This is a genomic window from Methylobacterium longum (assembly GCF_022179385.1).
Classification (GTDB): Bacteria; Pseudomonadota; Alphaproteobacteria; order Rhizobiales; family Beijerinckiaceae; genus Methylobacterium; species Methylobacterium longum.
The window spans coordinates 35,871-61,133 of record NZ_BPQS01000021.1 but is presented as its reverse complement, the minus strand read 5'-3'; the positions used below and the strand labels follow the sequence as shown (position 1 = coordinate 61,133).

The 25,263-nt window shown below is 71.1% G+C and carries 22 protein-coding genes and 1 tRNA gene; 13 read left to right on the top strand and 10 right to left on the bottom strand.

Annotation, left to right across the window (positions count from 1 at the left end):
* Positions 1-134: 134 nt before the first annotated feature.
* Positions 135-2,315, bottom strand: coding sequence for a glycosyltransferase family 2 protein (locus MFF58_RS18325; protein ID WP_373323356.1), 2,181 nt, complete (start codon positions 2,313-2,315; stop codon positions 135-137).
* Between the two features lie 2 nt (positions 2,316-2,317).
* A complete protein-coding gene (locus tag MFF58_RS18320) occupies positions 2,318-3,361 on the bottom strand; it encodes a hypothetical protein (RefSeq protein WP_238290241.1) in 1,044 nt (347 codons plus the stop codon).
* A gap of 340 nt (positions 3,362-3,701) precedes the next feature.
* On the opposite strand from MFF58_RS18320, the gene MFF58_RS18315 reads away from it, so the two are divergent.
* Positions 3,702-3,776, top strand: a tRNA-Val gene (locus MFF58_RS18315).
* 448 nt (positions 3,777-4,224) lie between these two features.
* Here MFF58_RS18315 and MFF58_RS18310 read toward each other — a convergent pair.
* Positions 4,225-5,019: an omptin family outer membrane protease gene (locus tag MFF58_RS18310; RefSeq protein ID WP_238290240.1), complete on the bottom strand. Its 795-nt coding sequence runs from the start codon at positions 5,017-5,019 to the stop codon at positions 4,225-4,227.
* 285 nt (positions 5,020-5,304) lie between these two features.
* Here MFF58_RS18310 and MFF58_RS32475 point away from each other — a divergent pair, with 285 nt between their 5' ends.
* The 7 genes from MFF58_RS32475 (at position 5,305) to MFF58_RS18275 (ending at position 15,167) form a co-directional block, all read left to right on the top strand.
* Positions 5,305-5,760 carry a hypothetical protein gene (locus MFF58_RS32475; protein ID WP_308445455.1) on the top strand — a complete coding sequence of 152 codons (456 nt, stop codon included), beginning with the start codon at positions 5,305-5,307 and terminating at the stop codon, positions 5,758-5,760.
* Between the two features lie 738 nt (positions 5,761-6,498).
* Entirely contained in the window at positions 6,499-6,825 is a 327-nt protein-coding gene (locus MFF58_RS18300; protein WP_238290239.1) for a hypothetical protein, read from the top strand.
* Between the two features lie 521 nt (positions 6,826-7,346).
* Positions 7,347-8,498, top strand: coding sequence for an acyltransferase family protein (locus tag MFF58_RS18295; RefSeq protein ID WP_238290238.1), 1,152 nt, complete (start codon positions 7,347-7,349; stop codon positions 8,496-8,498).
* A gap of 621 nt (positions 8,499-9,119) precedes the next feature.
* Entirely contained in the window at positions 9,120-9,410 is a 291-nt protein-coding gene (locus MFF58_RS18290; RefSeq protein WP_238290237.1) for a hypothetical protein, read from the top strand.
* Positions 9,411-9,704: 294 nt separating this feature from the next.
* The gene (locus MFF58_RS18285; RefSeq protein ID WP_238290236.1) at positions 9,705-13,184 is read left to right on the top strand and encodes a PAS domain S-box protein; all 3,480 of its coding nucleotides are present in this window, start codon (positions 9,705-9,707) and stop codon (positions 13,182-13,184) included.
* 478 nt (positions 13,185-13,662) lie between these two features.
* A complete protein-coding gene (locus MFF58_RS18280; protein WP_238290235.1) occupies positions 13,663-14,412 on the top strand; it encodes a methyltransferase domain-containing protein in 750 nt (249 codons plus the stop codon).
* A gap of 200 nt (positions 14,413-14,612) precedes the next feature.
* Entirely contained in the window at positions 14,613-15,167 is a 555-nt protein-coding gene (locus MFF58_RS18275) for a hypothetical protein (protein ID WP_238290234.1), read from the top strand.
* Positions 15,168-15,287: 120 nt separating this feature from the next.
* Here MFF58_RS18275 and MFF58_RS18270 read toward each other — a convergent pair whose 3' ends face one another.
* Both MFF58_RS18270 and MFF58_RS18265 read right to left on the bottom strand, forming a co-directional pair.
* Complete coding sequence (locus MFF58_RS18270) at positions 15,288-15,644, bottom strand: hypothetical protein (RefSeq protein WP_238290233.1); 357 nt, start codon at positions 15,642-15,644, stop codon at positions 15,288-15,290.
* Between the two features lie 12 nt (positions 15,645-15,656).
* A complete protein-coding gene (locus MFF58_RS18265; RefSeq protein WP_238290232.1) occupies positions 15,657-15,974 on the bottom strand; it encodes a hypothetical protein in 318 nt (105 codons plus the stop codon).
* A gap of 655 nt (positions 15,975-16,629) precedes the next feature.
* On the opposite strand from MFF58_RS18265, the gene MFF58_RS18260 reads away from it, so the two are divergent.
* From MFF58_RS18260 to MFF58_RS18245, 4 genes are all read left to right on the top strand, one after another.
* Positions 16,630-17,229 carry a PAS domain-containing protein gene (locus MFF58_RS18260; protein WP_238290231.1) on the top strand — a complete coding sequence of 200 codons (600 nt, stop codon included), beginning with the start codon at positions 16,630-16,632 and terminating at the stop codon, positions 17,227-17,229.
* A gap of 149 nt (positions 17,230-17,378) precedes the next feature.
* A complete protein-coding gene (locus tag MFF58_RS18255; RefSeq protein ID WP_238290230.1) occupies positions 17,379-17,888 on the top strand; it encodes a ferritin-like domain-containing protein in 510 nt (169 codons plus the stop codon).
* Positions 17,889-18,174: 286 nt separating this feature from the next.
* Positions 18,175-18,738 (top strand): cysteine hydrolase family protein, encoded by a 564-nt coding sequence (locus tag MFF58_RS18250; protein ID WP_283206450.1) that lies wholly within the window; start codon positions 18,175-18,177, stop codon positions 18,736-18,738.
* A gap of 218 nt (positions 18,739-18,956) precedes the next feature.
* The gene (locus MFF58_RS18245; RefSeq protein ID WP_238290229.1) at positions 18,957-19,154 is read left to right on the top strand and encodes a hypothetical protein; all 198 of its coding nucleotides are present in this window, start codon (positions 18,957-18,959) and stop codon (positions 19,152-19,154) included.
* A gap of 58 nt (positions 19,155-19,212) precedes the next feature.
* Here MFF58_RS18245 and MFF58_RS18240 read toward each other — a convergent pair whose 3' ends face one another.
* On the bottom strand, positions 19,213-19,983 hold the full coding sequence (locus MFF58_RS18240) for an SDR family NAD(P)-dependent oxidoreductase (RefSeq protein WP_238290228.1): 771 nt from the start codon (positions 19,981-19,983) through the stop codon (positions 19,213-19,215).
* A gap of 156 nt (positions 19,984-20,139) precedes the next feature.
* Here MFF58_RS18240 and MFF58_RS18235 point away from each other — a divergent pair, with 156 nt between their 5' ends.
* Entirely contained in the window at positions 20,140-20,769 is a 630-nt protein-coding gene (locus MFF58_RS18235) for a TetR/AcrR family transcriptional regulator (RefSeq protein WP_238290227.1), read from the top strand.
* A 39-nt stretch (positions 20,770-20,808) separates the two neighbouring features.
* Here the strand turns inward: MFF58_RS18235 and MFF58_RS18230 are convergent, their stop codons facing one another.
* From MFF58_RS18230 to MFF58_RS18215, 4 genes are all read right to left on the bottom strand, one after another.
* Positions 20,809-21,153, bottom strand: coding sequence for a DUF1330 domain-containing protein (locus MFF58_RS18230; protein ID WP_238290226.1), 345 nt, complete (start codon positions 21,151-21,153; stop codon positions 20,809-20,811).
* A gap of 59 nt (positions 21,154-21,212) precedes the next feature.
* Positions 21,213-21,905: an orotidine-5'-phosphate decarboxylase gene (gene pyrF / locus MFF58_RS18225; RefSeq protein WP_238290225.1), complete on the bottom strand. Its 693-nt coding sequence runs from the start codon at positions 21,903-21,905 to the stop codon at positions 21,213-21,215.
* Between the two features lie 358 nt (positions 21,906-22,263).
* Positions 22,264-22,884: a uracil-DNA glycosylase family protein gene (locus MFF58_RS18220; RefSeq protein ID WP_238290223.1), complete on the bottom strand. Its 621-nt coding sequence runs from the start codon at positions 22,882-22,884 to the stop codon at positions 22,264-22,266.
* A gap of 137 nt (positions 22,885-23,021) precedes the next feature.
* Positions 23,022-25,217, bottom strand: coding sequence for a xanthine dehydrogenase family protein molybdopterin-binding subunit (locus tag MFF58_RS18215; RefSeq protein WP_238290221.1), 2,196 nt, complete (start codon positions 25,215-25,217; stop codon positions 23,022-23,024).
* Positions 25,218-25,263 lie beyond the last annotated feature (46 nt).

Genomic DNA, 25,263 nt, shown 5'->3' with positions numbered 1-25,263 from the left:
GCCTTGGCCGGAACCGCCTCTTGCGGCATGTCCAGAGGTATCGCAACCGGCTCCGGACGCAAGTTCACCCACTGACGCACGCATGGCAACGCGTGGTCGCAGTCCAGCCCACGGTGCGGCAGGCCGCGCGCCGGTCACACCCGGTAATGGGCCGAATTCCGCGACAGGTTGATGTTGTAATAGGGATCTGCCCGCAATTCCGGACCCCAACGGTCCAGCATGGTGAGCACCTCACCCTCGAAGCGCTTCTGCTTCTCGGGGGTGTCCTCCGCGCCGCGGCTCTTCGACTCGTGATGGATCAGCGTGGCGAACGGCGTCCAGACGATCCGGTAGCCCGCCCGGCGGATCTTCAGGCAGAGGTCGACATCGTTGAAGGCGACCTTCAGGTCGACCGCGTCGAAGCCGCCGACCTGCGCGAACACGTCCGCCCGCATGGCGAGGCACGCCCCCGTCACCGCCGAGACCTCGTGGGCGATCACCATGCGGCAGAAATAGCCCGGATCCGTATCTGCGACGCCGAGATGGCTGTGCCCGGCGACCCCGCCGATCCCCAGCACGATGCCGCCGTGCTGGATGGTCCGGTCCGGGTAGAGGAGCTTGGCCCCGACGGCGCCGACCTCCGGCCGCACCGCCTGGCGGACCAGCTCGGTGAGCCATGCGGGTTCCAGCACCTCGATGTCGTTGTTGAGGAACAGGAGCACCGGCCCGGTCGCCGCCGCGGCCCCCCGGTTCGAGAGATCGGAGAAATTGAAGGCGCCGGGCACCTCGACGACGCGTACCCGCGGATCGTCCCGGTAGCGGGCGAACAGGGCGGCGGTCTCGGGCTCGCGGCTGTCGTTGTCGACGATCACCACCTCGATGTCGGGATAGGCCGTGGCCTCGAGCAGCCCGTCGAGGGTCACCGCCAGGAGTTCGGCCCGATCCCGGGTGGGGATGATCACCGAGACCCGGGGGGGCGGCTCAGGCAGGGGCCGGATCAGGCGGTTGAAGCCGCCGGGACCGCGCTCGGCCCGACCGCCGAAGGCCGCGGCGACCTCCGCCAGCGCGCGCAGCCGCGCGGTCTCGGCCCTGGCCAGCGACCGGTCCGAGAAGGTGCCGGAGCCCTGGGCAGCCCGCCAATGGTAGAGCACCCGCGGGATGTGGCGGATGCGCGCCGGGTCGAGCCCGGCGGTCAGGCGCAGCAGCAGGTCGTGGTCCTGGCTGCCCTCGAAGCCCGGGCGCAACCCGCCGACGGCGCGCAAGGCCGCGGTGCGCACCACCGTGAGGTGATTGATGTAGTTCTGCGCGTAGAGCAGTTCCCGATCGAAACCCGCCTTGAAATGCGGGTCGAACCGGCGCCCGCGCCCGTCGATCTTGTCCTCGTCGCTGTAGATCAGCACGAGGTCCGGGTCGCGCCGGAGCGCCCGGGCGACCTCGTAGAGGGCATCCTCGGTCAGCGCGTCGTCGTGGTCCATGAAGGCGCAGAGGACGCCGCGAGCCTGCCCCAGCGCGTCGTTGGTCGCCCGGGCGATGTGACCGTTCTCAGCTCGGGTGAGGACGCGGATGCGCGGATCGTCCGCGGCCGCCTCGGAGAGGATCCTCGGGATCGCGGGCCGCGTGGAGGCGTCGTCGACGACGCAGAGCTCCCAATGGGGGTAGAGCTGCGCCCTGAGCGACGCGAGGGCGGCCCTGAGCACCTTCGGGTCGGGATCGTGGACCGGCATCAGCACGGAGATCAGAGGCGGATCGGGCCAGGCGGCGATCTCGGCGGCGATCCCGTCCCGCTCCGGGCGGCGGAGCGCGTTCGTGCCGATCCATGCCTCGTAGCCGGTCACGCGCCGGTGGCGCAGGGCCCGGCCGAGGAAGCCCCGGGCCCGGACCTTCTTGCCGAGGATGCGCCAGCCGAGGGCCTGGGCGGTCAGTGCGGGCTCGCGCAGGAGTCCGCGCAGGGCGAGGACCGGTCGGGCGAGGCGGCGCACCGCGATCCGGCGCAGCCGGGCGGGGACCTGCCGGGACGGATCGGCCACGCGCAGCGCCGCGGTGCCCTCCGGCAGGCGGCCGATCCACGCGAAGGCGCCCGCGCCCCGTGCCTCCTGGGGCAGCAGCGCCCCCGGGCGTCCGTCCGGCCCAACGAGGCTGAGGTCGGGATTGGCGTCCCGGCCGTCGGCGGGATCGTTGAACAGGACGATCTCGACCCAGCGTCCCGCGAGCCCGGGAAGGTCGACGCGCAACCCGTCGGCGCCCGCCCGGACCGGCAGGGCGCCCCGGCCGCTCAAGGGGCCGGCGAGCTGCGCCGGGGGCAGGCGGAGCCCGGCGGCCGCGTCGGTGGCGCGCACGATCAGCTCCAGCTCTTGTCGACCGAGGCCTTCACGGCATCCGACATGGCCACGTCGAACACGACCATCTCCTCGACCGCCTTGACGGTCTTCAGGCGCTGGGCGAGCGCCTGGGTCTCGGGTGGGATCGGGGGCAGGGCCGGGATCGGCGTCGTGATGCCGAGCCGGTCGAACAAGGTCGACGCGAAGGCGGGGAACCGGGCCTTGTGGCCGACGATGCCGACCCGGGCGAGGATCTCGATCGCGGCGATGGAATTGCCCGGATGCAGCCGGTCCTCCGGCATGCGGGTCCCGAGCTGGCGGGTCAGCGGGTTGTAGAGCAGCCGGTAGGCCGGCTCCGGCAGCATGCGGAAGAAGCGCTTGAGGCTCTTCGCATCGGCGAAATCGTATTCGTCCGCGAAGGACGCGGCCTCGGCCAGCGGCCCCAGGCGCCAGCTTCGCGTGGGATCGGCGGCGTCGCCGGCCCGGGCCTTGAGCCAGCGCATGCGGGTCGCCGTCTCTATGTAGGGATCCTGGAGCAGGATCGCCGTGACCATCAGGTCCGGCGTCATGTAGTTCTCGTAGCGCGGGATGGTCACGGCGCCCGACAGGAAGGCCGAGGGTGCGGCCGAGCCGGTCAGCACGCAGGTCATGATCTCGTCCGGCAGCTTGTGGATGCCGAAATAGCAGTGCTGGAAATGGGGGAAGAGCGCCGCCTGGAGGAGGGTCTCCGGCTCGATGCCGGTGTTGATCAGCATCACGCGCAGGGGCACCTGCCCGTCGGGCGGCGCGCGGCGATAGATCAGGACGTTGGTGTCGACGTCGTAGAGTTCGACGCGGGGCAGGTTCGGCAGGCCCGGCACCTCGGCGGCGGTCAGCACGAAGGTGCATTGCCCGGTCGCGTGCCAGCCGTTGCGCTTGAACGTCTCGTCCGTGAGGCTGGCCGCGACGTCGGCCACGCGCCGTCCCTCGACGGAGACCGCGACTCGGCTGATGGCGAGGGGATTGTCCGGCACGATCCAGCCGCGGATCGAATCACCCTGATCGTGGTCGATGAAGTAGCGCATGTCCCGAAGCGTGAGGCGGCGTGCCGACGCCCTGTCGCGCGGCGCGGCCGGATGCCGAGCGGCAGGCCCATAGCGCATTTTTTCCCCGGCGTGCACCATCGCCTCCGCAAAGGGGCGGATCCCGCCCGTTGCGGCCCGCCGTGCGCAGGTTCCGCTTGCGCCCTCGCCGGCCAGCCGCTATAGGCCCCGCCCACCGGAGCCCGCACGGCTCCGGCCCGGGCGCGTAGCTCAGCGGGAGAGCACTACCTTGACAGGGTAGGCATCACTCTTCATAAGCCGTTGAGTTGTCTGGATTATTTCGATGGCTTTCAGGTTCAGCGAACTTGAACGCAGTCGATTAGGAGACGTAGCACAGCGGTAGTGCATTCCCTTGACATGGGAAAGGTCACAGGTTCGATCCCTGTCGTCTCCACCACTCCCTCAGAGATCAAGCCGCACCGTGATCAAGCCGCACCGTGCCCGCGGCGGTGCGGGAGCCCTGCCGGGCGAGTGTGGCCCCGGATTCGGCCGATAGCCGGCGCGAGGCTCCGGCCCACGACCAGGGCGAGGCCGAGCGCCCGATTCGACGCGGATGGCGCGGGGAAACCCGCCCCGCGCAGCCCCCCGCTCTCCGACCCGACCTGGTGGTGCCCACGAGGACCGGCACGGGTCCCGTCGGGCGCGGCGGCCGGACCTGCGGCACCGCGTCGGGTTCCGTCGGCAGGATCGCCGGTCATGCGATGGACCCCTGCGACGGGGCCCCGCGACGGGCCCGCGCGTCGGATCCCTGCGATCCTCCAGGGCTCGACACCGGCGCGCCGCCGGGGCGGTGCGAGCCGGTCCCGCCCGGGTCCGTCCGGGTCGGGCACCCGATCGGCGCGGCCTCACTCCTTGCGGATCGGGGCCGCCGGGGCGGTCGCTTCGGCGAGGCCGAAATCGGACAGCCTGTAGGAGAGCTGCACGAAGCCGCCGTAGCGGTCGGTCTCGAACTTGGTCGGGCTGCGCGTCGCGAGGGGGAACGTCGTCCGGCCCGAATCCGTCTGCATTCGCCAGTAGCGGCCACCGACGCCGACGCTCACCTCGGGGGTGAGATCGTACGCGGCAATGCCCTCGGCGAAGTAGCCGTCGCCACTGCCGTGCTGCGGCAGCGGGTTGATATCCTGACGCAGCCAGTGACGGTCGACCCCGTCCATCGTCACCACGGGCAGGTAGGCGCCTTCGAGGCTCAGCGTGACCCAGTCGAACCGGGCCTCGCCGATCACGCCGATCCGCAGGGCGTTCCAGCGCTGGTTCTCGCTCAGGACCCTGACCTGATCCGTCACGGCCTGCCGACCCGCGCAGATGCCGCTTCTGGCGACCTGCCGGCAGCCATCGCCGTTGAGCAGCTCGGCCTCGTGCTGGTACCCGGCGAAGCCGCCGAGGCTGAAGCCGTCCCGACGCAGGACGGTATAGCCGAGGTCGACGACACCGTAGCTGATGTCGCCGCCCCTGATCGGCGAGAGCGTCTTCGAGTACGGGTTGAGGGCGGGGGGGAAATCCTCGTCGGAGAGGCGGCCGGACGAGACCCCGCCGGCGCCGAGGAAGCCCTTGGCGAACAGGCCCGTCGGCATGTGCTCCAGCCGCGCGAAGCTCTCGCCGGACTGGGCGTCCGTACCCGCGTAGATCAGGCGGGAATTCACCTGCCCGGGGATGCGGTTGCTGCCGAGGGTGTAGCGCGGACCGCCCGAGCTGTAGAAGTAGCGCAGGCCGCCCGCGAAGGCCCAGCTGGCCGGCCCGGCCGACCCGATCGGCGGCAGGTCCGACAGCCCGTCTCCGAACCGGTAATTGAGGCCGACCCGGGTCAGGACGCCGTCCGTCGCGGTGCGGGTCCCGGCGGCGTAGCCCGTCCAGGCGCGATAGCCGGGGGTCGTGAGGACCGCGCGGCTGCCGAAATCGTAATACAGGCCCTCGGCCTTGACCGAGAGATGCGGGGTGAGCGCCTGCTCGATCCCGGCGCCGACCGCGTAGCCGAGACGCAGATCGCCGGACCGGCCGTCGAAGAGCTCGGTGGGCCTGAACGTCCTGTCGAAGGTCAGGTTGTTGTCGGTCCGGATCTGTCCGAGGGCGAGGCCGCCGGTGGCGTGGACGAGGGTCCGGTCGACGGCGAAGCCGAGCCTGCCGCGGATCGTTGTGAGATTGTCCAGCCGCTGCCCGGAATGGGCGACGCTGGCGGGGTAGAAGCCGCCGCCCTGGGCCGGGAAGCGGCCCTCCCAGCGATCGTAGCCCCACAGGCGGGTGATCTGGTGGTCCGCGGCGGCGCCGGCCGGGATGCCCGCGGCAGATCCGCGGCGAGCGCGGTGTGCGACAGCAGACTGCAGAGAAGACCGGATCCTATGGTTCGACGCACGAATACCCCCCAGCTGCGCGCCACCGAAGCCTGAGACCGACCATCTCCCGGCGGCCGCGATGTTAAGATTGTATTAAAGTTTCAATCACAACAATCTTTCACCGGTCAGCGCGCGGTGGGTCTACCTGTAACCTCGAGAAAAATGATTCGGAAGTCTCGCTGCGGGGCCGTATTGAACTGAAATTTCTGGATCTATTACTTCGGGACGGCGGCGTGAGCAAAACAGGCGGATTGGATAGCAGTCAAACGCGACGGAGCGCGGGCGTGACGCTGAAAAGCCGGCGATTCACGTTCCCGCTTGTCCCCCGCCGGCCCCCGGGATTCGCCCATTTCACCCACCGATGTTGCATTCCTGCATCACCGGCGGGCGACACCGTTCGGTGACGGGCCGCCATCGCGGCGTAGCGAGACGGGTGCGCAATTCGGTCGTCGCCGTCCCGCTCGGTCCCGGCGCCGCCGCGCCGGACCGGATCGAGCGCCACGCCCTGCGCTACCGCAGAGCGCGGCGCATGATGCGTCGCGGGATGCAGCGCTGGATGATGCACCGCATGCCGTGCCGTCGGTCCCGGCCCGGAGTCCGGTCTTTCTGCGGCCGGCTTCCAGCCCCGGCGGAGCGGTCGCCAGGCCTTGGTGCGCGATCGAACCATCCGGCGCGCAGAGCGTTTCAAGCCACCAATCAGGCACCGCGCGGACGCCTCGGTTGCAGCCACGTGTGGACCGGGGCGGCCCGATCTGGGGGAGTTCCGCGGGGTGCTTCAAGGAGGGCAGTACGATGAAGGCGTTTCTGGCGGCCGCCGCCGTGACTCTCGGCATTCTGGGCGCGCTCAGCCCGGTCTTGGCGCAGCCGCGCGGACCGGACTATGAGGATTACGGTTATCGCGACCGGGGATACCGGGATCGCGGCGATTACGACGACCGCGGCCGCGGCTATCGGGATCGGGACGATTATCGCGGTCGTGCCAACTACGGCTTCGATGAGCGCGAATACCTGCGCTGCAATCCGGACGTCCGCCGCGCCGTAGCAGCCGGGCAGATGGAGTCCGGCGCCGCCCATTACCGGGTCTTCGGGCGCCGCGAAGGCCGCCGCCTGAGCTGCTGAGCCGAGACACGGGCGCCCGGACGGTCCGGGCGCCCGCCTGCATCAGCCAGGCCCAGTCGATTGACGCGCGGCCCCGGAACAGCGTCGCGGTCGTTGTCGACCTCGCCAAGTCACAGCCGCTTACTCCCGCGATCGACGCGAACCCGTGATCCGGGCCTCCGACACCTGCCTCGACACCGGCATCGTCCGGGTCCCCCCTTGCCGCCGCGAACCTGAACTTCAGCGAGCGCGACTGTGGATCACGTTCGGCACCTGAGGCCGAGACGACCGACCGGATACGTCGAGCTTCGGTCGTGAATGCTGTGATCTGCGTCGGCGTCAACCTTAATAGCCTCCTTTCATTGCTGATATAGAGCGCAATTATTAGTGTGAGATGGCTTGATTGGCCTGCACGGCGGTGAAGCGCTGCGGCTTCAAACCATGAGCGACCTGCCATGCCATCACCCGGATCGTCCGCCGGCCGCGTCCAACGGGTCCTGTCGGCATTCGGTGGCCGAGCACGGGGAGCGCACACGCGCAGCTTGGCGGAGCGTCTCGCGGAGCATGGCGGCATCGGGCCGGGATTTCACCTCCTCCGGCACGCCCTGTCCGTCGTCATTCTCGCGCACCATTGCCGCGTCGCGGTCCTCGGCGGGACCAGTCCGGCTCAGGTCGCTCTCGAGGGAACCGCGGCGGGCGCCGCGACGGCGATCGGCCACTCCAAGGTGCTGGGCGGGTTCCTCCAGCCGGGCGTGTTCGCCCTGGTGGGCATGTTCTTCGCCCTCAGTGGCTTCCTGATCGCCGGGAGCGCGCTGAGGAGCGGCAAGGTCGGACCGTTCCTGGCCAACCGGTGCTTCCGCATCGTGCCCGCCCTCACCGTCGAGGTGACGCTCTCGGCCCTCGTGCTGGGCCCGTTCTTCACGACGCTGCCGCTGAGGCAGTACTTCTCGGATCCGATGCTGCTGCAGTACTTCGGAAACATCGTCGGGCACGTCGCCCTCGAGTTGCCGGGCGTCTTCCAGCACAATCCATGGCCCTCCGTCGTCAACGTCAATCTCTGGACGCTGCCGCCCGAGTTCTGGTGCTACCTGATCATGCTCGCCCTGATGGTCGGCGGCGTCCTCGCGACGCCGGTCCGGTTCACCCTGGCGGTCGCCGGCCTCGCCGTGGTCGCGCTGGGCCTCGGCCTGTACGATCCGGTGCGCTTCACGGTGCGGCACGACAACACCCACTTCACCACGTGGTACATCGTGCTGATGTTCTTCTTCGGCGTGGCGATGTACCTGAACGCCCGGCGCGTACCCGTCAGCGTCCCGCTCTTCCTGGCGTGCGGGGCCGGATATTATGTCCTGATGCTGGCCGATCTGCTCGGTGCCGTGAGCGGGATCCTGCTGACCTACTGCATGGTGTATATCGGCATGCAGAGCTTCGCTTGGTTCGACCGCTGGGTGAAGAAGGACCTATCCTATGGCATTTACCTGTACGGTTTCCCGCTGACGCAGGCCGTCGTCGCCCTCCTGCTCCCCCAGTTGGGCGACCTCCCGAAGGGAGTGTCCTTCGCGGTGATCTTCCCGTTGGTTCTGGTCCTGACCGGGTCCTTCGCTTCACTCTCGTGGGACTACATCGAGAAGCCGGCCCTCAGGCTTCGGCACCTCTGGGTGCGCAAGCCTCGCCATCAGGCCGCGATCGCCTGACCGGCCGGACCACCCCGGTCGAGCCGGATGCCGCCCCTGCAGGGGCCGCACGCCTTCGGGACGACAACTCGCTCCGAGTCCGCGCTGCCGCATCCTGCTCGCGCGAGAGAACGGGCCGCTGCTCAGGCCCGAGACCCTGTGCCGCTCCGCGCCCAACTGGTGGCTGGCGGGATCGCGGATCTGAGCGTCGCCGTAGCCTGCAACCGCCCAGCGCCGGGCGAGGAACATCGCGCTGGCTGCGCGTGCGGGTCGGGACGAAGCCCCGCCGCGCCCTGGCAGGGATGACGAACCGTGACGCGCGCGAAACACGCTCTGTCCTGCCCGTACGTGGCGGGCCGCACAGGTTCGCCGCAACGTCGCAGGTCGAGACATCGCGCATGAGCGCGCCTCCTGAGATGATCTGTACGGCACTGGTCCATCGGGGGCGCTTCGAAGGCACGCCCGGGCCGTGCGAGGCCTCGCTGTCGAGGAAGGCGGCGACTGTCCGACCGGTGGCTGTGCGGAGTCGGTGAGACGCTCAGAAGCGCGTCGGGCTACCCCTCGAAGAGCGGCAGTGGCGCCGATGCGAGAGCGGGTGAAAGAGCCGACGAGGGGGCCGACGAGGGGCTGAACCGGGTTCCTGTGCGGCGCGCCGCGGCCGCCGAACCGGAGGCCGACCGGGCCCGGGAGCGCAGGCCCGGCAGTCGCGTCCCGAGCGAGGACAGGGCGGCGGGCGCCACCGCCCGCGCGACCGTCGACCGGACCGTCCTGATCGCTGGCGACGGGACCGGACCGGACCGGGCCGAACCGCGGGGTCCCGGCCGCCTCCAGGCGGGCGGTCTCGGCGACGCGGTGCAGGCCGCCCGCGATCCGGCGTCCGGGGGCCGGGGCGCTCAACATCGACGACCGGGCTCGCCTTCCGGCGGCCGGTGACCGACCGGCCCGCGCCGGGGAACCGGCCGGATGACAGATGTCACGGCCACGACCGGCCCGGCCCTCCTGGCGGGGGCGGCCTGTCACGGCCGGCGCGGCCCGCGCGGCGGCGGGCCGCAGCGGTGGGCGGCGCACCGCGCGGCGGCGGCAGGACCGGGTGCTCCGAAGCGGTTCGCGCGGAGGCCGCACGATCCCGGCAAGGGATCCGCAACCATCGGCCCGCAGAGTCATCCGGATGGGGCCGCGGGTGCCCCGGGCGCGGTTCGCGCCGGTCGAATGGATCCGGACGCGCCGATGCCCCCAGACGTGCCTTCTCCGGACTGCGCGGGAAGCGACCAGGGGCCGTGGGACGGGGTCTTCGGGTTCGGTCAGTGGCGCCTCGATGCGTGCACCCGGCGCGTGACCCGCTCGGCGAGCCTGTCGCGCGTCCTAGGGGACCCGCCCGCGGAGCGCAGCCTCTCCGTGGACGCGCATTTCGACTGCTACCACCCGGACGACCGCGCCGCCGTTGTCGCACGGGTCGAGAACCTCCTGTCCGGTCGCTCGCCCCCGCACCCGTACCAGGCGCGGGCCCGCATCCTGCGCCCGGACGGCACCGGCTGCGACGCGATCATCCAGGGGCTGCCCGAACTCGGGCCCGACGGTACGGTGGTGGCGCTGCACGGGCTCCTGCTCGACGTGACCGACCTCGTGCAGTCCGAGCAGCGCGCGCACGCCACCGACACGCTCCTGCGCGGCACTCTGGACAGCATGGACCATGGCCTCGTGATCCTCGACGCCGCCCAGCGGGTCCGGGTGTTCAACCGGAGCGCCGCGGCGCTGCTGGACCTGCCGGAGGATGTCCTGCGCGCGGGCGTGGCTTTCCCCGACATCCACGCCTACCAGCGCGCCCGGGGCGACTTCGCGGCGGATTCCGGCCTGCCGCTGGGCTCGGCCGGCCGCGACCTGCGGGCGCTTCCGCCGGCCTTCGACTGGCGCCTGCCCGGCGGGATCATCCTGGAGGTCCGGCGCTCGGGCCTGGCCGATGGCGGCGCGGTCCTCACCTTCGGCGACGTCACCCAGATCCGGATCGCCGAGCGGGCTCTGGAGGAGAGCGAGCGCCACTACCGGCTGCTGGCCGAGAACACCACCGACATCATCATCTGGTCCGACCTGACAACCTGCCGCCGCTACGTCTCGCCGGCCGTGCGCGCGGTCCTCGGCTACGCGCCCGAGGCGCTGATCGGCACGCAGCCCCTCGACTTCGTCCACCCCGAGGACGTGGCGTCCTACCGCGCGGTCCTCGACGGCCTCACCAGCGGCCGCACCGCGCAGGCCCTGACCTGCCAGCGCTACCGCCACCGGGACGGTCACTGGGTCTGGCTGGAGATCTCCTTCAGCCTGACGCAAGACCCGGCGACCGGCGCGCCGGACGGCTACGTGGCCAGCCTGCGCGACGTGAGCGGCCGCAAGGCCGCGGAGGCGGCGCTGCGCCTGAGCGAGGCGCGCTACCGGGCCCTCGCGGACGCGCTGCCCCAGCTCGTGTGGATCGCCGGCCTGGAGACCGGCGACGCCACCTACGTCAACCGCCGCTTCGCGGATTACTACGGCCCGATCGGGCCCTCGCGCGCCGCCCGGATCGCCCGCAACCACCCCGACGACGCGGAGCGGATGGAGCGCTGGTGGTCCGAGGCGCGGACGCGCCACGACGCCTGCGAGGTCGAGGGTCGGCTGCGGCGGCACGACGGGGCCTATCGCTGGCACAAGCTCGTGCTCCTGCCGATCCGGCAGGGCGAGACCCTGATCGGCATGCTCGGCACCGCCCTCGACATCGACGAGATCGTGACGGCGCGCCGCGCCGTCGAGGAGGCGAGCAGCCTGCTGCTCCTCGCCCAGAAGGCCGCCGACGCCGGCACGTGGCACCTCGACGTCGACAGCGGCCATATCGACTGGTCCCCGGGCAGCGCGCGCCTGCACGGGATCGAGACCGACCGGGAGTACCGCATCGATACGCGGACCTGGCTCACCCTGATCGACCGCGAGGACGGCGCGCGGGCCCTGCGGACCGCCGCGGCGGCCGCCGAGACCGGGGAAACCTTCACCATCGAGTTCCGGGTCCCGACCCCGGAGGGCGGGACGCGCTGGATCAACGGGGTCGGGCGCGGCGTGCCCGGGCCGGACGGCCGGACGCGGCGGATGCTGGGCCTCAACATCGACGTGACCGCCCGCAAGGCCGCGGAGGCGGCGCTGATCGCCGCCAAGGCCGCGGCCGATGCCGCGCGCCTGGAGGCCGAGCGGGCGAGCGCGGCCAAGAGCGAGTTCCTAGCCGCCATGAGCCACGAGATCCGCACGCCGCTCAACGGCGTGATCGGCTACGCCGACCTGCTGCTCGACGAGCCGGATCTCGGCCCGGCGGCGCGCCGGCACGCCGACCGCATCCGCGGCGCCGGCGCCGCGCTCCTGACGGTGGTCAACGACGTCCTCGACTTCTCGAAGGTCGAGGCCGGGCAGATCGAGATCGTGCCCCGGCCCTTCGCCCTCGCGGCGCTCATCGACAACGCCGTCTCGATCGTGCGCCCGTCGGCCGAGCGCAAGGGACTCGCGCTGGCCATCGCGTGCGCGGCCGGCCTGCCCGCCTGGGTCCGGGGCGACGAGGACCGGCTCCGGCAAATCCTCCTGAATCTCCTCAACAACGCCGTGAAGTTCACCCCGGCGGGCCGCATCGACCTGTCGGTCGAGGCCGGCCCGGCCGGGCAGGAGGGGGGCGCCGGGACGCTGCGCTTCGCGATCCGCGACACCGGGATCGGCATCCCGGCCGACAAGTGCGACCGGCTGTTCCGGCGCTTCTCGCAGGTCGACGGCTCCGTCAGCCGTCAGTACGGCGGCACCGGCCTGGGGCTTGCCATCTCGAAATCCCTGATCGAACTCATGGGCGGGACGATCGGGGTCGCGAGCGTCGCGGGGCAGGGCTCGACCTTCTGGTTCGCGGCGCCGCTCCCCGCCACCACCCCGGAGGGACGGTGCGAGCCGGCGTCGGCGACCGCCATCCGCGCCACGGGCCGGCGCCTGCTCCTGGCGGAGGACGTGCCGCTGAACCAGGACCTCGCCCGGACGATCCTGGAAGGGGCTGGGCACGCGGTGGACGTGGTCGGCGACGGCGTCGCGGCCGTGGCGGCGGTGCAAGCCCAGGCCTACGACCTCGTTCTGATGGACGTGCAGATGCCGGTGATGGACGGCCTCACGGCCACCCGGCGGATCCGCGCGCTCGGCGGCCCCGCCGGACGCGTGCCGGTCCTGGCCCTGACGGCGAACGTCCTGCCACAGCAGGTGGCGGATCTCCGCGCCGCCGGGCTCGACGACCACGTGGGCAAGCCGTTCCGCACGGGGGCACTGCTCGCGGCGGTCGACCGCTGGGCGGGCCGCAGTGTGCCGCCGAGCGAGCCGGCGCAGGATCCGGCGGCGTCCATCGACCGCGCCGTGCTGGACGAGATGACCGACATGGTCGGCCGCGCGCGGATGGGCGATCTCCTGGGAATGCTGGCGAAGGAACTCGCCCAGCGGTTCGGGGCGGATCTCGGGGCCGACGGTCCCGCGGCCGGCCGCGAGCGGCTGATGCTGGACGCGCACGCGATGGTGTCGGCGGCCGGCATGGTCGGGTTCGTGGCCCTCGCCGAGACCTGCCGGGCGGTCGAGGCCGCCTGCCGGGCCGGCGACGACGTCGCCCCGCTGCTCGACGCGCTCCAGGCCCAGGCCGGCCGGACGATCACCGAGATCGCCGCCCTGCGCGCGGCCTGACGGGCGGGCCCGTTCACCGCGCGGCCGCCTGTCGCCGGCCGGCGGACGCGGCCCGCAGCAGCGGCCACCCCGCACCGGCGTCCCGGCGTCCCGGCGTGCCGCGGAGGCTCGCCCCGGATCCGGACCGCGCGGGCGGGCCGCAGCCGGGCCTGTGGGCGGCGACGGAACCGGGTCGCGTCCCAGGCCGGGCAACGCATCGGCGAAGATCACGCAAGATGATCTTCCCGCGGCGACGGCGGCACCCGGACGAACAGCATGATATACAGTGCAAATTATCGCCTTCGATGTCATACCGTCTTGATGAAAAATATTTGCCGCTCAATCGGCACCCAAAGACGCCATGGTCGCCGACTGCCGCGTTGATCGTCTTAACCTTGGCTTTGTACTAAATATATTGCGAATAAAATTTATATTGATTATTGGCGCAATCCACTCTAAAGATTCGAAACTGACTGAACTTTGCCCCACGGACAGTCGCATGTACGACTTTAGCTGGCACCAGAGGCACAGTGCGAAGACGGTTGCTTCCGCAGCGGCCGCTCTCTCGGTCATACGGGAGATTTTTGACCCGAAATCCATCCTCGATATTGGATGCGGCGACGGCATCTGGCTGGAGAAGGCGTCGGATCTGGGGTTCCGGGAGGTCAAAGGCGTCGACGGCCCCTGGACGAACGTCGAGGCGTTGCGGATCGCAGCCGACGATTTCGTGACCTACGACCTCGAGACGAGCATCGATCTGGCGCGGCGGTTCGATATCGCGATCAGCCTCGAGGTCGCCGAGCATGTGTCGCCGGAATCGGCCGATATCATGGTCGACAATCTCGTCAGGCACAGCGACGTCATACTCTTCGGAGCCGCGATCCCGTACCAGGGTGGGTTTCGCCATATCAATGAGAGGTGGCAATCCTGGTGGGCGGACAGGTTTGCCCAGCGCGGATATCGGTATTTCGACGTCATCAGGCCGCAGATCTGGCATCGAGACGACGTACATTTCTGGTACAAACAGAACATCCTCGTCTACGTCGATGGCGAGAGCACGGAACGCGTCGGAACGTTCGAGGACTACGTCTCGCGCAGGCGGCTGGGCGCCTATCCCCTGGATATCGTTCACCCGGAGAAATACGAGGCCGCGGCGTCGTACAGGGAGATCGCCTTCAGGCCGCTGATCCGCGAACTCCCGTCCGGAGTCGTGAACAAGCTGAGACTCATGCTGCTGGGAAAGACCTAGGCCGAAGCCGCGCGGCGGCCCCCGTTCGCCGCTGCGGCACCCCCGGGGCCCGCGGCCGTCCCGACCTTTCAAAGAGGATCGCGAACGGGTTCCGTAGAGCGCCGCGGCAAAATCCCCGCCCTACAATTGCCAATCTATTCACATTATAGCCTCAAATTGACGCTCTAACTGCAATACCTTAATCTAGTTGACGGTTACTCGTGACAATCCTTCGCTACATACTACTGGGCTTTTCTGCCCTGGCGACGCTGGCCGTACTGGTGTTCTGGACCGTCTCCGGTCGCGCCTCCGACATCGCGCTGTTTATCCTGCTGGCGTTCCTGATCGCGAATACCTTCTATGTCTTCGCATCGCGTCCGTCCCTGAAAACGAGCGACCTTCTCGCGCGCGTGTCGACCAGCCTGGCCCTCGCGTCACTGGAACTACAGCATCAGGCGCAGGAGGCACAGGGCCGGGAAGTCGAGACGGAGAAGCGACGCCTGGCCGAAACCGAGCATCACCAATATAAGCTTCAGGTCGCGAAGGACATGCTGCAGCACCTGCGCGCAAAGCTGCCGCAAGACCGGAAGGACCAGGCGAATCTTCCCCAGATCACGCATCAGGCGCGGTCCGACACGGGTGCACTCCCGCTGCCGCCTCCGGCTGCCCCCGCCCCGGAAACCGTCCGCCCCCCGAACGGCCGCGACGCGGCGGAGAAGCCGACCCAGCCGGCCCCCCCGGTGAGCCCGGCGCCTGCCGCCGCCCTGGTCGGCTGAGGCGGGCGCAGACGCCGCAGGGTCGGCCGCCGCAGGATCGCCCCCGAGATCTGGATCCGGCCGGACCGCGACGAACGCGTCCTCCGTCCCAGGCATCCTGCGCCCCGGAACGCCTGCGTCCTAGACGTCCCGCGTCTTCCGGGCAGACAGGATCAGTCGCTGGCGACCGCGCATCCTGCCGAAGGTCCAGGACAGGGCGCCGACCGTCGGCCGGTCCGCCCGCGCGATCACCGCCGTGGCGCGCCGCGAGATGTCGTGGATCGTCCGCTCCAGCGCGGGCGGCAGGATCACGCCCTGCCGCCTGAGGCCGCTCACGGCGGTCGACAGGGCGTCGCTCTGGTCCCTCCCGATGGTCCGCCCGGCGATCAGCTCGGCGCGCACCTGATCCGCGAGCGCCGTCGTGAGGCGCAGGACTTCCGACAGGGCCGCCGAGACATCCGCGTCCGTGGCAGACGGTCCGTCCTTCGGTTCGTCCATCGGACCGCTCCCTCAGGACCGCTTCATGGCGCCGAGGGCCTGCGTCAGGTTCACCACGACATCGTGGCCCTGAGAAGCACCCGCGGCGCCCGCGGAGACGGCCTTGGCCTCTTCCACCCGCCTGGCCACCTCCATCACGACGTGCTCCACCGAGGGCGGCCACGGCACGCCGTTGTCGAGCAGCATCCGCGCCGCCCGAACCAGCATCCGGAACTGCTCCGGCGGGATCGGCGTGGCCGCCGCGTGCTGTTCGAGGATGCGGTCAGCGATCGCCGCCGCCAGTCCGGCGACCTCGAACATCTTGTTGGACGGATCGCCTTCCTCGGTCATCTCAGGTCGCCCTTCGCCTTCAGGTGCTCGGTGGGGATCCGGCCGATGGCCTCGCGGGGTGAAGGCCACCGGATGCATCTTGGATGCGAAGCGCGTCGAGGGCTACTGCCCTTCGGCGAGGAGACCCGCCGTCATCGGCCTCGATGCGGCGCGGCAACCGACACGTCGCCGGTCGCGCCGCAAGCCGAAGCGTCGTCGGGGCCCGAGGCATCCACGCCCTCTCGTCAGCTCTGAGGGGTAATGAACGTCCGAGAGGGCATGGATGGTCAGCAATCGTGCCGACACCCTGAGAATAACTCAGGTTAGGACGTTTGCCGCTCACAAATCTGAGAACATTCATGTCCGCCCGGTTCGTCCGGAGGAAGCCCGCCTGCCGGATGCGGCGGGCGGTCGTCGCGCGCCGTGGCCGCGGCCCGGAATTCTCCGGGCGAAGCGGCCGACCTGACGCCGCGTGCCGGACGGAGGGCCCCGGGCGGCACGGCCGACCTGCGATCCGGGATACAGACACGGGACGCGCATACTTGTAGACACGCGTGTAGACACGATTCGATCGCGCGCGATCTCGGATCGAAGCGGCGAAAATCGGGTTTTGGCGGGCTCCCGGGCCTCGCGCAGCGCCGCCTATCGCGGGCGACGGGATCGGGAGACGTCTCGGATGGATCACGCGCACGACGTCGTCTCCGAGGCCGCCCTGGTCGCGGCCCTGGAAGCCTCGGGCGGCGTCGGCTTCTGGATGTGGGACATCCTCCGGGACGAGGCGCGGGCGGATCCGGTCAGCGCCCTGCTGTTCAACATCAGCCCCGCCCGGTCGCGCGCGGGCGTCAGCCTGTCCGAGATCCTCAAGGCCATCCACCCGGACGATCAGGCGCACATCTCGCAGGTCATCCTGGACTGCGTTCAGACCGGCGGCTCCTACACGGCCGAGTACCGCGTGTGCTCGCCGGAGGGCCAGCTGCGGTGGCTGTTCACCCGCGGGCACTTCTACCTCGACCAGGATGGCCGGTCCACCACCGGCCGGGGGGTGATCGTCGAGATCACGGACAGCAAGTCCGCCGGTGCGGCCTTCGCGATCCGCGACGGCGCCACGATCGACGACGCCCTCAACCGGACCGCCGACCTGTGCCTCTCGCTGCACAACATGGTCTCGCAGTTCGGTGACGCGCCCCTGGTGGCGCTGACCGAGACCCTGCTGCTCGAGATCGGCCGGCGCTTGGCGGACCGCGAGCGGGCCGCGCGGACCGGCTCCCTGCACTGACCGGCGCGCCCCAGCCGCACTCCAGCCGCATCCCGGTCACCGTCCGGCAGCCCCGCCCCTGCGACCATCCTGCCGGAACTTGGCCGTGCGACGTCTGCGTTCCCTGGTTGAACGAGCCACCTGGCTCGCAACCGAGATGAGGTGACCCCATGGCCTTGGACGCACGCGAGATCTACGTCACGGCCCTGAAGAATACCCACGCCCTCGAGATGCAGGCGTTGCAGATCATGGAGCGCCAGGTCGAGCGCCTGGAGCGCTATCCCGAGATGGAGCAGGCGCTCCGCCGCCACATCGAGGAGACGCACGGCCAGCGCCATCGCCTGGAGGAGGCGCTCCAGAGCCTGGGCGACAGCCCCTCGGCCCTCAAGGAGGGCTTTCTGGGCTTCGTCGGCAACATGATGGCGTTGGGCCACGCGCCGGCCCAGGACGAGATCCTGAAGAACACCTACGCCAACCATGCGTTCGAGAATTTCGAGATCGCGGCCTACGAGTCGCTGCTCACCATCGGCGACGCGGCCGGCCAGCAGGGCCACCGCACGGCCTTCCAGCAATCGCTGAAGGAGGAGCAGACCATGGCCGAGGCGGTGCGCAACCTGATCCGGCCGACCACGGAGCGCTACCTGCAATTGACCACCGCCGGCGAGAAGGCGGACCGCTAGGAGCCGCGCCGCCGAAGACGGGCGGCGCGGGACCTCTTGTCCCTCCGGCGCGGCACCGCGACCGGACTGGTCGCCCCGTCGACACCCTGTCCCCGCCGGGGAGCACCCCGGCGGACCGGAGGGGTTGGCGACCCCGCGGGCCGGCACCTCTTCACCGCAGGAACAACCCCGATCCTGGCCCGATTTCGCGATTATGAGCACGGATAGCGGTCACTTGACGGGCAATCACGGATCCAATCACGGATCGGAGGGCGGGGCCTCCGCGCAGCCCCTGGGGGAGCGTTGCGTGCATCTGTGCGTGGACATGCAGCGCATGTTCGCCGAGCCCACGGATTGGCAGACCCCGTGGATGACGCGGGTCCTGCCGCACGTGTCCCGCCTCGCCGCGGCGCATCCGGCGCGGACCATCTTCACCCGCTACATCCCCGCCGGACGGCCTGGGGAGGGCCGCGGCACCTGGGCGACCTACTCGAAGCGATGGGCGTCGATGACCCGGGAACACCTCGCCCCCGAGATGATCGACCTCGTCCCGGACCTCGCGCGGCTGACCCCGCCCGCGGAGGTGATCGACAAGGGCGTCTACTCGCCCTGGCTCAACACGGACCTCGACGCGCGCCTGCAGGCGCGGGGCGTCGACACCCTCATCGTCACCGGCGCGGAGACGGATGTCTGCGTCCTGGCCGCGGTGCTCGGCGGCGTGGACCGCGGCTACCGCATCGTACTGGCCACCGACGGCCTCTGCAGTTCCTGCGACGAGGCGCACGACGCGCTGCTGCTGATGTACCGGATGCGCTATGGGCATCAGGTCCAGACGATGACCACCGCCGAGATCCTCGATTGCTGGCAGTGAGCGGACCGGGACCCACGCGCGGAGCATTCGGCCGGCCAGCGCCAAGCTTCGCGGGCGTATGGTCAAGCTCACGCCAGAACAGGCCGCGCGGTCTCGTCTCTCGGCTGGTCGCCGGCACGCCGGTCTCCACCAGATCGTGTGCGAAAAACAGTCGCTCCGGGTGAACCGCCGGCGAGCGCGGCCGTTATGTCTCCAAACACGGTTTCGGAGGATAGATCATGGCCAAGCACGAGATCCTCGGCTACTTCGAGCACCGTCGTGACGGAGCCTGGATCTGTGTCCGTCCCTTCACACTGACGACGCGCGACGCCAGCGTCGACATCCGCCAAGGCATGCGCTTCGACTACGGCAAGCGGATCGGCGGCGTCGACCTCGCCGAATACCTCGAGCGGCTCGGCTCGCAGTTCGGCTCCTGAGCCGTCCTCTCCGCGGGCTCGGAGCGGCGCCGGACGCGGGTCCGGCGCCGTTCGTCGTTCAGGCCCCGCCCCACTGCATCGTCAGCCCGCCATCGACCACCAGGGTGTGGCCGGTGACGTAATCGGCCGCGTCCGAGGCGAGGTAGAGGATCGCCCGGGCGATCTCCTCCGGCCGCCCGGCCCGGTGCCACGGGATCCGCTCCAGCGACTGCTCGAGCACCTCCGGCTTCTCGAAGCGGTCCGCCGTCATCGGCGTCTCGATCAGGCCCGGCGCCACGTTGTTGACGTTGATCCGGTCCTCGGCAAGTTCCCGCGACAGGGAGCGGCACAGGGAGCCCAGGCCGGCCTTCGACATGCCGTAGGGCGCGCTCTCCGGCGTCGGCAGGTGCTGGGCCACCGACGACACGAACACGATCTTGCCGTTCCCGCCCTGCGCCTTGCGCATCTTGATGAACGGCCGCGCGCAGAACAGCGGCCCCATGAGGTTCACCCGCAGGATCCGCTCCAGCAGCGCGTCGTCCATCTCGGCGACCGGCACGCCGCTCATGGCCTGGCCGGCATTGGCCACCAGGAGGTCGAGGGTGCCGAACTCGCTGCCGATCCGGTCGAAAGCGGCCGTGACGGCGGCCGGGTCGCCGACGTCGAGCTGGAGCACCAGCGCCCGGCGCCCGGCGGCCTCGACCCGGCCGGCGGTCTCGCGGATGCCGGCCTCGTCGGTGTGGTAGGTGATCGCCACGTCGGCGCCGGCGCGGGCCAGCAGCTCCGCGGTCGCCTGCCCGATGCCGGAATCGGCCCCGGTGACGAGGGCACGGGTATCGGTGAAGCTCATCGCTGGTCCCTCTCAGGCGCACCGCGGTCGCGGCCGGATGCGGGGGCAATCGGTGCCGCCGGGGCCGGTTCCAGGCGTGCGCACCGGCCGCAGGCGGAACCCGATCCGGGGTTGGCGCCTTTGACGCTCCGCGCCCGCATGCCCTAGGGAGGACGCATGTCCCTCGACGACACGATCCCCCTGCCCACGGAGGAGTGCGCCCCCGACACCCGCAGCCGCATCCTCGCGGCGGCCGACACGTATTTTCGCGAGATCGGCTACCAGAAGACGACGGTCGCCGACATCGCCCGGACGCTGAAGATGAGCCCCGCCAACGTCTACCGCTTCTTCGACTCGAAGAAGGCGATCAACGAGGCGGTGCTGGAGCGCCTGATCGGGGAGAGCGAGGCGGTGATCTCGGAGATCGCCGACCGCCCCGGCCTCGACGCCACCGCGCGCCTCGCGGCGGCGATCGAGACCCTGCACCGCGACTGCACCCGGCGCTGCGAAGCCTTTCCCCGCCTGCACGAGATGATCGAGGCGGCGATGGCGGAGAGCTGGGAGGTCTGCCGCCACCATGTCGCCCGGATCACCGCCGGATTCGAACGGATCATCCGCGACGGGGTGGCGCGCGGCGCCTTCGAGGCCGACGACCCCGCCCAGGCGGCGGCCTGCATCCACACCGCCATCGCCCGCTACACCCATCCGCTGCTGGTGGGTGCCTCGCCCCTTCAGCCGGCACCGTCCGTGGAGGTCATGACGGCGTTCCTGCTGCGGAGCCTCGCGCCGGCAGGGCGGCGGGCGTAGCCCTCCCGGGAGGCCGGGCCGCGCCCGCGGCGCCGCGGGCTACTCGGAGGCCGGTCCCGCGTCCGGCGCCGGCTCGGAGGCGCTGGGCTGCGGGCCGTCATAGCCCTCGATCACCAGGATCTCGGCCTCCACGCCGCCGCGCTGCTTGGCCTTGGCGGCCTGGTAGAGGTCGGAGTTCCAGCAGGCGAGGGCGTCGGCGTAGGTCGGGAACTCGATCACCACGTTGCGCGACCGGGCCTGCCCCATCACCGCCTCGTGGGCGCCGCCGCGCACGAGGAAGCGGCCGCCGAACTTCGCGAAGGCGACGCCGTTGGCCGCCACGTAGTCCTTGTAGGCCTCCGCGTCGCGGACATCGATCCGCGCGATCCAGTAGCCCTTCGTCATGCCGCGTCTCCTCTGATGCGCAACGAAGTGGATCCGATCCGCGCGAAGGCAATGCCCGGTCAGGCGAGGTCCGCCACGATCGCCTGCGCCACCGCGCGGGGATCCGCCGCGCCGGTGATCGGGCGACCGACCACCACGTGGTCGATCCCGGCCGTGCGGGCGGCGGCCGGCGTCATCACCCGCTTCTGGTCGCCGGCTTCTGCGCCCGCCGGGCGGATGCCCGGGGTGACGATCAGCCGGCCCGGCCCGACGATCCGCCGGACCGAGGCCGCCTCGGCGGCCGAGCAGACCAGGCCGTCGAGGCCGATCTCGGCGGCCTGGGCGGCGCGCCGGGCGACGAGCTCCGCCACCGGTAGGGCATAGCCGGCCTCCGCGGCGTCGGCATCGTCGTAGGAGGTGAGCACCGTCACGGCGAGGATCTTCAGGCCCGCGCCCCGGCCGCGCAGGGCCGCCCGCATGGTCTGGGGATAGGCGTGGACGGTGAGGAAGGTGGCGCCCGAGCCCGAGGCCGCGCGCACGCCCTCCTCGACGGTGTTGCCGATGTCGTGAAGCTTCAGGTCGAGGAAGACCTTCAGGCCGCGCGCCGCCAGCCGCTCGGCGAGGGCGAGGCCGCCCGCGTAGCCCAGCTGGTAGCCGATCTTGTAGACGGTCGCGGCGTCGCCGATCCGGTCGATCAGCGCCTCGGCCTCGGGCACGCCGGGCAGGTCCAGGGCCACGATCAGGCGGTGGCGGGGGTCGGCAGGGTCGGTCATCGGGGCGTCCTTCGGGAGTCGCGGCACGGATCACGGGCCGGCGATCCCTGTCAATGCGGCCCCGGGACGGCCGCCGGGTCTCAGACCCGCTCGGCCGCCCCCGGCCGGGCCGCCCGGCGTTCCCCGCCCGGCGCCGCGTCCCATGCGCGCCGGCCGGGACCGCCGGCCGCGCAGGCGGCGCGCATCGCAACCGGCGGGCACCGGGACGGGCGACCGCGGGTCTCGGTGCCCGCCCGGCCCGCCGGGCGGCCGCGGGCGCATTCCGGCCCATCGCGCGCGCGCCGATCCGGGGCTGTCGGACACCGCCTGCCGATCCCCGCGGGAGAAGCCGGCATTCGCGATCTCGCCGGCGACGGGCTCAGGGATCACCCGCCATCACCCGCGCCACCTCGGCCCGCAGCACCGGCAGCAGCTCCGCCGCGAACCAGGGCTCGCGCTTGAGCCAGCCGTTGTTGCGCCAGGACGGGTGGGGCAGGGGCAGCACCCGCGGGCGGCGCGGCTCGGACAGGATCTCCCGCCAGCGCCGCACCGTGCCGGTCAGCCCGCCCTCCATCCGCCCCAGGTGCCAGGCTTGCGCGTACTGGCCGATCACCAGGATCAATTCGAGGTGTGGCAGGCCGGAGACGAGTTCCGCCCGCCAAGTTTCGGCGCATTCCCGGCGGGGCGGCCGGTCGCCGCCCTTGGCGTCGAGGCCCGGGAAGCACGCGCCCATCGGCACGATGGCGACCCGGGTAGCGTCGTAGAATTGCGCGGCGTCGAGCCCCAGCCAGGACCGCAGCCGCACGCCCGAGGGATCGGTGAAGGGCTGCCCGGTGCGGTGCGCGCGCGTTCCGGGGGCCTGGCTGGCGATGCAGAGACGGGCCGTGGCCGAGCCCTGCACGATCGGCCGGGGTTCCTGGGGCAGGGGCGGGCCGTAGCGCGGGGCGTCCCGGCAGAGGCGGCAGGCGCGCAGGCGCGCGGCGGTGTCGTCGAACGGCATGACCCGGAGATGGCGCGTCGGCGCGCAAAAAAGAAACGGCGCGGTGTTGCGCCGCGCCGTCTTCAGTCGGGTCTCTTGCCTTGGGGGGAAGGCCCCACCGTCCTACGCCGATCCGCGCCCGCGGAACGTGCGATTCCTCACGCGCCCTTCACCCCGGACAGGTCCAGCGGCAGCGAGCGCAGGCGCCGGCCGGTGGCGGCGAAGACCGCGTTGGCGATCGCCGGCCCCAGGACGGGGACGCCCGGCTCGCCGATGCCGGTGGGCGCCACCTGGCTCGGCACGATGTGCACCTCCACCCGGGGCATCTCGCTCATCCGGGTCGGCTCGTAGGCGTCGAAATTGTGCTCCTGCACCCGCCCGTCCTTGAGGGTGATGCGGTTCCGGAGCACCGCCGACAGGGCGAAGCCCACCGCGCCCTCGACCTGCGCGCGGATCACGTCCGGATTCACCGGCACGCCGACATCCACCGCCGCCACGATCCGGTTCACCCGGATGGCCCCATCCTGCGCGGTCACGTCGGCCACCATGGCGACGTAGGAGCCGAAGGATTCGTGGACCGCCACCCCGAGGCCGCGACCCTGGTCCTGCGGCTTGTTCGCCCAGCCGGCCTTGTCGGCGGCGAGCTTGAGGACGCCGGACAGGCGCGGCGCCTGGGTCAGGAGGGAGAGCCGGTAGGCCACCGAATCGACGTCGGCGGCGTGGGCCAGCTCGTCGATCATCACCTCCATCACGTGGGCGGTGTGGGTGTGGCCGACCGAGCGCCACCACAGGACCGGCACGCCCTCGCGGCCGTTATGGACGCCGAACCGGTAGGCCGGCAGCGCGTAGGGCGTGTCGGAGGCGCCCTCCACGGTGGTGGAGTCGATGCCGTTCTTGACGATCATCGCCTCGAAGGGCGAGCCGATCATGATCGACTTGCCGACCATGACGTGGTCCCAGCCGACCACCGCGCCCTTGCCGTCGATTCCGGCCCGGACCTTGTGCAGCACGGTCGGGCGGTAATAGCCGCCGGCCATGTCGTCCTCGCGGGTCCAGACGAGGTGGACCGGAGCCTTCTCGCCCGACGCCTTGAAGACGGCGGCGGCCTCCGCGAGGTAGTCGGCGGTCGGGGTCGCCCGGCGCCCGAAGGAGCCGCCGGCCCAGTTGCTGTGCAGCCGCACCCGGTCGGACGTCACCCCGAGGATCGCCGCCATCGTGGCCTGCTCGACGGTCTGGAACTGGAAGCCCGCGTAGACGTCGTAGCCGCCGTCGGCCGCCCGCTCGATCGTGGCGTTGAGCGGCTCCATCGCCGCGTGGGCGAGGTACGGGAAGGTGAACTCGGCCTCGACGACCTTGGCGGCGCCCTTCAGCGCCGCCTGCGGGTCGCCGCGCTCGGAGGCCGTCAGGCCGGGGCCCTTGGCCCGCTCCCGGTACTCGGCCAGGATCGCGTCGGACGAGCGGGTCTCGGCGGTGCTGTCGTCCCAGGCGACCGTGAGCGCCTCGCGGCCCTTCATGGCCGACCACGTGTCGCGGGCGATCACCGCCACGCCGGTCGGCACCTGCACCACGTCGAGCACGCCCGCGACCGTGCGGGCGGCGGCGGCGTCGAAGGACTTCACGGTGGCGCCGAAGCGCGGCGCCCGGGCCACCACCGCGGTGACTTGGTTCGGGCGGCGGATGTCGAGGGAGTAGATCGCCGTGCCGTCGGTCTTGGCCACGGAGTCGAGGCGCGGGATCATCCGACCGATCAGCCGCCACTCGCTCGGGTCCTTGAGCCGCGGCTCCGAGGGCACCGGCAGGGAGGCCGCGGAGGCCGCCAGCTCCCCGAACCGGGCCTGCCGGCCGGACGGCTCGTGGCGGACCACGCCCTCGGCCACGGTGATCTGCGACACCGGCACCTTCCAGCGGAAGGCCGCCTCGGCCATCAGCATCTCGCGGGCGGCGGCACCCGCCTTGCGCAGCTGGAACCAGGAATTGGCCACCGCGGTGGAGCCGCCGGTGCCCTGGATCGGTCCCATCAGGCTGTTGTTGTAGAGCGTCGCGTCCGCGGGGGCGAACTCGGTGCGGACCTTCGCCCAGTCGGCGCCGAGCTCGTCGGCCAGGATCGTGGCCAGCCCGGTGGTGTTCCCCTGGCCCATGTCGAGGTGCTTGATCACCACCGTCACGGTGTCGTCCGCGCCGATGCGCACGAAGGCGTTGGGCTGGGCCTTCACGTCGGCGAGGTTCGGGCCGGACGCCGCGCGGGCGGATTTCGGGTCGAGGCGGAAGGCGACCACGAGGGCGCCGGCGCCGGCCAGCAGGCCGCGGCGGCTGGGCCGGGCGGGGAGGGGATTCGGTCGACGGGCATTCAGCATGGCGGCGAGGCTCCGGTCGGGACCGCGGGGCAGGGCGGGGGAAAGT